At 41.1% G+C, this 9502-nt stretch carries 6 protein-coding genes and 1 pseudogene; 1 reads left to right on the forward strand and 6 read right to left on the reverse strand.

Features of this window, described 5'->3' with window-relative positions; genetic code table 11:
• Together FTU70_RS13770 and FTU70_RS13775 are read right to left on the reverse strand one after the other, a co-directional pair.
• A partial coding sequence (locus FTU70_RS13770; RefSeq protein WP_179988451.1) for a transposase occupies positions 1-216 on the reverse strand: 216 nt, incomplete at its 3' end.
• Positions 217-285: 69 nt separating this feature from the next.
• A pseudogene (locus FTU70_RS13775) lies at positions 286-597 on the reverse strand (helix-turn-helix domain-containing protein); the annotation flags it as partial.
• A 135-nt stretch (positions 598-732) separates the two neighbouring features.
• Here FTU70_RS13775 and FTU70_RS13780 point away from each other — a divergent pair.
• On the forward strand, positions 733-1350 hold the full coding sequence (locus FTU70_RS13780; RefSeq protein WP_078390486.1) for a CAP domain-containing protein: 618 nt from the start codon (positions 733-735) through the stop codon (positions 1348-1350).
• A 127-nt stretch (positions 1351-1477) separates the two neighbouring features.
• Here FTU70_RS13780 and FTU70_RS13785 read toward each other — a convergent pair whose 3' ends face one another.
• The 4 genes from FTU70_RS13785 to FTU70_RS14435 form a co-directional block, all read right to left on the reverse strand.
• A complete protein-coding gene (locus FTU70_RS13785; RefSeq protein WP_180060767.1) occupies positions 1478-2917 on the reverse strand; it encodes an HlyD family type I secretion periplasmic adaptor subunit in 1440 nt (479 codons plus the stop codon).
• Positions 2914-5049: a type I secretion system permease/ATPase gene (locus FTU70_RS13790; protein ID WP_180060768.1), complete on the reverse strand. Its 2136-nt coding sequence runs from the start codon at positions 5047-5049 to the stop codon at positions 2914-2916. Before FTU70_RS13790 ends, FTU70_RS13785 begins: the two co-directional genes overlap by 4 nt.
• A 112-nt stretch (positions 5050-5161) precedes the next feature.
• A complete protein-coding gene (locus FTU70_RS13795) occupies positions 5162-6541 on the reverse strand; it encodes a TolC family outer membrane protein (protein ID WP_180060769.1) in 1380 nt (459 codons plus the stop codon).
• 107 nt (positions 6542-6648) lie between these two features.
• A partial coding sequence (locus tag FTU70_RS14435; RefSeq protein WP_180060770.1) for a VCBS domain-containing protein occupies positions 6649-9502 on the reverse strand: 2854 nt, incomplete at its 5' end.

The following is a 9502-nucleotide window of genomic DNA, read 5'->3' on the forward strand; positions in this document are numbered from 1 at the left end:
TTCCGCATACATCTTTTTAAGTCTGGTATTTTCGGCTTCTAGCTCTTTCAGTCGAGCCATTAATGATGTATCCATACCACCATATTTGGCACGCCATTTATAAAAGGTAGCATTACTCATGCCGTGTTCACGGCAAAGGGTCGCTACAGGTGTGCCAGATTCTGCCTGTTTCAAGATGGACATGATCTGACTGTCAGTAAATTTAGATGTTTTCATGCAGAATCTCCTGCTCGTATCTTAAGAGAAAATTCTACTTTTAGATCCTATTATTTTTAGGGGGGATTACCCTGAAACAAATACACCCTTCTTGCGTAATTCGTTACTAGTACGATGCTGCCCATAAGCTGGATACTGAGTTGCGAAATCAATGACTGCTAGTTCTGTAGCATCATCTACACGATTTTTTAGATTAGGTACTCGACGGGATTTATTGATCAATGCATCCATGTCACCAGACTGTACTAGCTCCTGATAGCGATGAAAAGTATCTCTAGAAACACCCATCACTTTACACGCTCTAGATACATTCTGAAGCACTTCAGCTAAATTGAGCAGACCTACTTTGTGTTTAATGATTTGATTGTTAGTATGCAACATAAGAAAGTTACCTTTGTTTGATTAAGATTTCGACACCTTTATCAAAATGGGTAACTTTATCTTTTTCAAGAGTTATGTCCGATCAAGTCTGAACTAATACATCTGATGAATAAAAAAATTTGCTAGAGGTGCACTATGAAAAATATTGCTTATCATTCTTTTATATGCAGTCTATACTTTTTACTACATGGATGTTCAAATTCACAACCACAACAGCCTTTGCAGCATCAATCAAATAAAACCATTGCAAAATCAACAACGATACCCACTCAAAAAAATCCTCAACAGACTTTAGCCTCTTTTGACAAAATCTCTTGTGATGACATTCAAAATCCACAGTTTCAGCAAGCAGTTTTAAATGCCATTAATGAAATTCGAAATCACTCCCAACAATGTGGAAAAATTGCCTACTCGGCAACTCATTCATTAAAATGGAATAATCAATTACAGATGAGCTCAACTGCGCATGCACAGGATATTTCACAACGTCAGATTTTAAGTCATGTCGGGCGTGGAGGTGAAAATCTTAGATTCCGTATTAAAAAAACAGGGTATAAAGGCGGTGGGGGTGAAAATCTAGCAACAGGTCAAACCAACCTTAAACAAGTTCTTGAAAATTGGCTGGCATTAAGCCCAGGACATTGCGATAACTTAATGAAACCGCAATTTAAAGATTATGCGATCGCATGTAGCCGAAATCCTACAACCCATCGAACATACTGGGTGCAACACTTTGGTAGCGGGAAAAACTAAAACCGAGTACAAGATCTTTATTTGATCGGGTAAAACTGAAATTAACACTTATAAAATCTGCTTTATAAATTAAAAATCCCTCTTTTTAAAAGAAGGATTTTTAGTAGATTGATGACGTTTATTCGACTTAACGCTCGGTTAAGGCATTGTTTTTCGCTTTTAAAATTGGTTTAAGTAAATAAGAAAGAATTGTTTTCTTACCTGTCATAATATCCAATTGAACCGTCATCCCTGGAATCACAGACAATCCTTTACCGAAAGTTGGTTTGTCTGTCACTGCACGGACGATATAAAACATATTGCCTTTTTCATCGGTAAATGTGTCTGGGCTAATATGTTTTACTTTCGCATTCATTCCGCCATAGATTGAAAAATCATAGGCCGTAAATTTAATCACCGCAGGCAAATCTGGTCGTACAAAAGCAATATCTTTCGGAGACACTTTTGCTTCAACAATCAATTGTCCATCTAAAGGTACGATTTCCGCGACTTGATCACTCGGTTTCACCACCCCACCGATGGTATTAAAGAAAATTTTCTGCACGATACCATTGGTCGGTGAACGAATATCTGTGGTTTTTACTCGATCTGCCACGCCTGAAATACTTTCCTTTAAACTCACTAGCTGAGCTTGCGCTTCTGCCAGTTCATTGCGCCATTGATTTTTTAAACTCACCGCAGCCTCAGAAGTGCGTGATTGCGCTTCCCCAATAGATGCCTGCGTAGCTCTTAAATTCGCTGCCGCCTGTTTGCGTTCGCCATCGGCATTCGATACGTCACGTTCAAGGCGCAAAATATCCATTTCTGACACTGCACCCGTCTTTAACAACGGTCTTGTGGTATTTAACTCCCGCACCGCAATTTGATATGCTCTTTCGGCTTGGCCGAGCGCAGCTTGCGCCCGTTGTGACTCCTGTTGACGGGTCGAAACCGTGCCTTGATTGGTCATGGTTCTTTGACTCAGTTCACGCAGACTTTCTGCATAATATTGGCTTTCTTGCGCCATAATGCTTGCAGCTGCATCAGGTGAAACCCCCGCAGGGACACTGCCTGAGGTATAGCCCGAGCCATTTAATTGTGCACTTAAACGTCTAACTTTGGTTTGCAAGGCAAAAATCTTGGCATTAACTTCATTCAAATTTGAGGTGAACCGTGTCGGGTCAATACGAATCAATAGGTCGCCTTTTTTTACATGCTCACCTTCTTGCACATAAACCTTTTCTACTACCCCACCATCAACAGACTGAATCACTTGCATTTGCTGGGATGGAATAACTTTACCTTCACCACGAGTAATTTCATCAACCTGTGCAAAAGCTGCCCACAGCAAAAATATACAGCAAATTGCTACAACAATATAAAGAATCAAACGTGCTTGCATAGGCTTTTGCGACTGTGTGACCTCTTGAAGTTGACTTTGCCAATCATCTGCTGCCGCAGGTTGATACTTTTTAAATAACATCAATCTGGAAAAAATAGACTGACTGACTTGTTCAGAGTTCTCAATACTTTTTCCTACTTGCTCAAAGAGTTTTTCGCGTTGGGTTTTTTTCTGTGGTTGCGTCATGATGCTGCTCCACTGTGATGACTTTGCTGAGGAAACATCGTACTCATCACCGTTTTTTTATCACCATCGGCAATGATTTTTCCATCTTCCACAATAATAATACGATCAACCAAAGCCAATAACGAAGGCTTATGCGTCACCAAAATTAAAGTATGCTGAGCAGTCATATATTGTTGCAACTGCCGTATTACATGATGCTCTAATGGTGTATCCATTGCACTTGTCGGCTCATCAAAAATTAAAATTTTTGCATCTTGAGCAATAGCACGTGCTACAGCAATGGCTTGACGCTGCCCTCCTGATAGCTTGCTACCCCCCTCACCAATTTGAAAAGATAAACCATCTTCATGCGCTTTTAAAATATGTGCCAATCCCGACACGATAAGACTTTTTTCGACAGCACTTCGACTCGCATGCGGATTACCCAATACAATATTTGATAATACTGTGCCATTTAACAGTTCAATATCTTGCGGGATATAGCCTATCTGGCTTCGCAATTCGGCTGGGTCAATCTGTGCGATATTAGTTTGGTCAATAAATACTGAACCTTCTGTTGGACGATAGAGCGCCAATAATAATTTTTCAATTGAGCTTTTACCCGAACCAACCTTACCTAATATCGCAACTTTTTCCCCTGCTCGAATGGAAAAAGAAACATCATTCAATGCAGATTTTGCTTCCTCCGAATAGCGTAAACTTACATTTTTAAACTCAATTTGTCCTTGTAAGTGTGGATGACTAAGCCAGCCTTTTAGATTGTCACGCTCCTGTTCTGATTGTACTGTTTGATCCAGCATTTTTAATGCACTAGAAGCCTGATAATAAGAGGTTAATAACCCCGCAACTTGTGAAATAGGTGCTAATGATCGTGTTGCCAACAGATAACAAGCGATGAGCGCGCCTTGCGAAAGCTTACCATCTACAATGAGATACACCCCAACCAAAATGATCACTACACCTGTGATTTGCTGTACCCATCCTGCAAAACTACCAACAGTGCCACCCAAAAAACGTAACTTCGAAGAATAATGTACATTAAAGCGCGTGGCTTTTTCCCACAGGGCTTGCATACGTCCTGTCGCATTAAAGCTTTTTATTGTTTCTTCATTATTTAAGGTTTCAATCAATAAGCCTTGTCGCTGTTGAGATGCTTCCGACATTGCCTCCGACAACTGCTTCAAACGAATATGCACAGAGAGCGCATAAAGTAAAATAACCACTGCACCAATGAGTAAAGGTATGACAAAAATCCAAGATAAAAAGCAAATAACCGCTAAGAAAAGAATAAAAAATGGCAAATCAATCATTGCAACTACAGTCATTGAGCTACTAAAAGCACGAATGGACTCATAAGATTGAATGTTTGATGCCATCATTCCTACCGACAAATTATCTTGTCCCATACGGCGACCAAGTACTTTTTCCATAATATATGCCGACAATTTATTATCGGCACGTACTGCAGCCAAATCGACAAAATAACTACGGATTAGCTTAAGTGCCAAGTCGGCAGTAATCACCAAAGTAATACCAAGCGCCAAAACCCATAATGTATCTAAAGCATGATTCGGTACGACACGATCGTAGACATTCATCACAAAAAACGGTGAACATAAAGCAAAAATATTGACAAATAATGCAGCCAATAAAATGTCTTTATACATCGAACGATGCTGACGAATAACCCCCCAGAACCAATGCTGCGTACTCGACTGCATCTTAAGCTGATTATCCGCAATAAATTGTCGCTGCTGTAAGTAAATAACAGTGCCTAGGTACTTTTCTTGCAATTGTGATAACGCTACCTCTGTCACCGTATCATTCATTTCTGGGAAGTACACGGTTGCAATTTCGCGCTCGTTATCAATACGGTACAACACACATGCAGTCTGATCTTTGAGTAATAAAATCACTGGAAATACGAAGTGGTTGAGCTGCTGTAAACGCTGTTGCAATACATTGCTGTATAAACTTACTCGCTCGGCAGCTCGCTCCACAAACTGCGGAATCAAGCGGCCATTAGGTAATGGCAAACCAGACAACAAGCCCTCTTGGGTTATGCTTATGTCATGATCTTTGGCAATCCTTATCAAGCATAATGCCAAAGGATCGAATATCTGTGTACTCACGTGTTCACCACATCTTGATAAAAGGCTATTGGTCAATGCAAACAAACTTTCTCTGTCAAAAAAATAGGGCGCAATGTTGCACCCTGATCTTTATCTCTATAGCTCAAACAGCTTATTGTGCGGTTGTACTTGCTGTACCACACACATTTTCAGCCAAAATTTCACGTTGGCTAACTTCTGATACTTCAGGTAAGTTGTCACGCTTTACCCCTAAAGTTGGCAATAAGTTTCCTGTGCTATATAAAGTCTGTAACTGGGCGATTTTTAAATCATATTGTGCATTGGTATAGGTACGATTGGCTTGGAATGCCTCGTTTTCTGAATCCAGTACATCCAGCAGGCTACGACGACCAATATCAAACTGATCATTATAAGCTCTGACTACCGCAGCAGATTCATCACGGTGACGTTGTAACCACTGCATTTGGCTCTGATAATTGGCAACATTATTATATGCTACAGTTGTCGTTTGGCGAATATCTACACAGGCTTTATTTTTCAAATCATCTGACAACATAACCCGTGCATTGGCTGCATTTAATGCCGCTTTATCTGCACCGCCATTGAACAAATTATAATTCATGCGTAATTCAACAGCACTGTCTTGACCATATTTGTCTGGATTACTGCGTTCATCAAAGCTATTGCGGTTTTGATACAGCCCTGTACGCGCAACAAAAGAGAGCGTTGGGTACATATTGGCTTTGTACTCTTTTGCATTGGCACGTGCATATTGCATTTCGCTCAACGCTGCTTTAAGTTCATTATTATGTGCATAGGCAGCTTGTACAGCCTCTTGTGCATTCGCTGGCAAGTTTGCAGTTAAAGTCACTGGTGCCAATGTACTTGCTGGTTCTACACCTACAATACGTGCATAACGTGCAGACACATCATTGAGATTCGATTGTTCTGTAAGCATGTTGGTTTGTGCCAAAGACAAACGTCCTGCGATCTGAGACAAATCGGCGCGGTTACCTACCCCTTGATTGGCACGTTGTTGAATTTGGTTATATACACGCTGGTGATTGTTAAAGTTGTTTTCTGCAAGTTGTACCAAATCACGATAACGTTGTACATCAAGATAAGCTTGCGCTGCTTCTAAGGCTTTTTGCTCTACACCAGAGTTGAGCTCATAATAACGACGCAGTGCAGCATAGTCACCTTGTTCTACTTTATTCTTTACTCGAAAGCCATCAAAGAGCATTTGTGTCAAAGCCACTTCGACTTGACCTTGATTAAACCAGCCGCGATCATCAAAGTCACGATCGCCTTTACCATAAGCTGCATTTAAATCAATTGATGGTAAATAACCTGCTCGCGCCTGTTTTTGGTTCGCAGTGGCTTCAAGAAAGTTTGACCATTGCACCTGAACCTCTGGATTATTTTCAATCGCAGTTTTAGTCACAGATGTTAAGTCTGCTGCTGATGTACTCAATGCTACACTTGCTACCGCTACCATGCTTGCAATTTTTGTTAATGCTAATACTTTCACAGGTTTCCCCTTATTTTAAAGTTTCTTAAATGTTTAACGATGTTGCCATCATATTAATAAATAAATTTGGGATAGAGGGCGAAGTGACTACGCCCTCTATGCTAGGTTTAAGTCTGGAAGTTGGTTTTGTTGATCATGTCGGTGATATCGCTAAAGGTTTGACCCTCAACCACGATGGTGACTATATTGGTGTGCGTTGCATCATGAATGTTAATGCTATTACTACCATTCGTTACAGTCACGAAATCACTCAAGTTACCTGAACCTGTCCAGCCGAGTGCATTAAGCAAGGCTTTGGCATCTAGGATATCACCATCATCTTTGTTAAAGTCCTTGATGGTATCGGTTGAACCATCTGCATCATTTGTACCATTGGTCTCTAATAATCCCGTTGTGGTGTTGAGTGTTTGCCCCCAAACAAAAGTATCTGCACCTGTACCACCAAACAGAATGTCATTGCCTATACCACCTATCAGGGTGTCATTACCACCCTGACCATACAAAATGTCATTACCTGCAGCACCATCGAGAACATCATTACCTCCACGCATGTCATTGGTCGCATTAAAGCGACTTACACCTGTTGTATCATTAGATTCTGCTTTAATAAATTCATAGTAATCATTAGCTTCTGCTTCACGACCCAACATTTGTCCGAGATAGTAAGTCAAAGCAGCCATACCAGAACCTTCAGCATCAGGCTGATTTGCAGCATTAATGTCACGATTACCCCAAATCGCTGTTGTATCATTATCAACACCAAGCCAATCTGTATTGATGGTATCACCAAACATAATATCGTTACCTGTACCACCAAACATAATATCATGACCGACTTTATTTAGATTTGGCTTTAAACTACCTGCCTCCAAAGCATATTTAAGCTGGTCGCCTGTCATGATAATTTCAGATTGACCTTGTTTACCCGTTACATTATGGGTTGCATCTGCATAGTTCACCCGAATATTATCAAGGTGAACCCGATATTTACCACCTGTTGTGGATTGATCCTCAACGGTAAAGACATAACGATAGGTTGCATTACTCGCCACCAGTTTAGATGACATGGTCACTGCTGCACTTGCTCCAGTATTGGTTTGAGCATTTGTACCCTTATCCACATCTACCCAATCCGCACCGATTTTCTGTTGTAATGTCCAAGTAAAGCTATCACCACCTACCCAGTTGGCATGACGATACTCAAAAGATGTATAAGCATGTGGTTGAGTTGTTGTAATGGTAAACTCTGGACCCTCATAGGTTGCGACTTGATTGTTGTTTGCAATGGTATCTGCCAAGACCAAACGACCCCAAAACACCGTAGCCGCATCTGCTTGCGTATTATCTGAACGCACCCATGAATTTGGATTATTCTGATGACCACTCGTGCCTGTATAATTATCAAAATTGGCTATCCAACCAGTTACAGGGCTAACATCCACAGTCTTATCAGTGGTAACAATAAAACCATCACCTCCATCTGTCGTATTATCAAAGAAATCCAACCATGGTTTTTTCACCAATGGGCCAACACCTATCGCATGTACATCACTCAATTTGCTTAATGCTATACCACTATTATCTCGAACATCACTAAAGGCATTAATCGCATTTTGTAAAGTAGTTGCTTGTTGAGCAGCAGTTATACTCGTACTATATAGTTGTTCTGTTGTTCCTGTCATATATGCATATGGGTCACCATCGGTAATAAAGAATGTTAAATTCTTATAACCATTTGCTGCCGCAACATTATGACCAGCAGGTACACTCGTTTTTTCAAACCAGTTTGCTGCACGGTTAAAGGCAGCTTCATAGTTTGTGCCACCACTTGCCGTCATACCATTAATACTATTTATCAAGTTTGTATAGTTACCCGATTGCAAATCTTCAAAAGAGATCCGATGTGTGGCTGCATTGTTAGCATTATTATGGCTACCTGCTGCCGCTCCAAAAGAACTAAACTGAATCAGGGTTAAATTGACATGCCCACCTAAACCATCTGATGCTTCAACAAATGGTTTAACGGTATTGTTCAAATAATCAACTAATGCCTTTTTCACCAAATCCATACGCTGTGTAGTAATGTCAGATGGCTCTACATCACCCGTCATATCAATCGCAGCATTCATACTTCCCGAAATATCAATGATAAAGGCAATGTTATAGTTTGTTCCTGGTTCAAGCACAGTTTTAACACCACCGGCATCACCAATAAGCACATCATCACCATCACCACCTGTGATTGGGTCATTACCATTGGTTGGACCACCTGGCTGACCTGGCGCCTGAATCACACTTACAGCAATTTTACTGATTGCTTCATTACTATCAGCGTTGCCAATATCAGTGACTTTCACCTTAATGTTACGTTCAATCGTTTCGTTAGCTGTTGTTGTACTAAAAGTAATCGCTTTGATGGCTGTTTCATAATCAGCAAGTGTTGAACCATTCACTGTATCAGTACTCGTCAAGGTAATGACGTTGCCCGATACAGAAGAGGTAATACCTACTGGTAATGAACCTACCGTTAAAATATCGCCTGTTTGTGCATTATCCAGAGTAATGGTCGCACTCTTGATATGTGGCTGTGTAGTCACATCCGCATCGGTAATCTTCACATCCAGATCTGCAATCGCAACTGCTGCACCACCCAAAGTATATGTCGCACGATAATTATTACCTATCTCACCAGAGCTGTTGTTTTCATCCAAATCAATTACTGGCGCATCGTTCACTCCGTTGATGGTGATGGTCAGTGTGGCGGTTGAAGTGTCACCGTCCTTGTCGGTCAAGGTATAGCTGTAGGTTTCGGTCAGTGTCTCGGTCGGAGCCAGCTGTTGCACCAGCGGATTCGCATTGTCCAGGCTGTAGGTATAGGTGCCGTCCGCATTGAGAACCAGCGTGCCGTAACTACCCACCGCATTGCCGTTCAGGCTCACCACGTGTTCGGCAGCCGTACCG

It is taken from the genome of Acinetobacter sp. YH12135 (assembly GCF_013418565.1).
GTDB classification, from domain to species: domain Bacteria; phylum Pseudomonadota; class Gammaproteobacteria; order Pseudomonadales; family Moraxellaceae; genus Acinetobacter; species Acinetobacter towneri.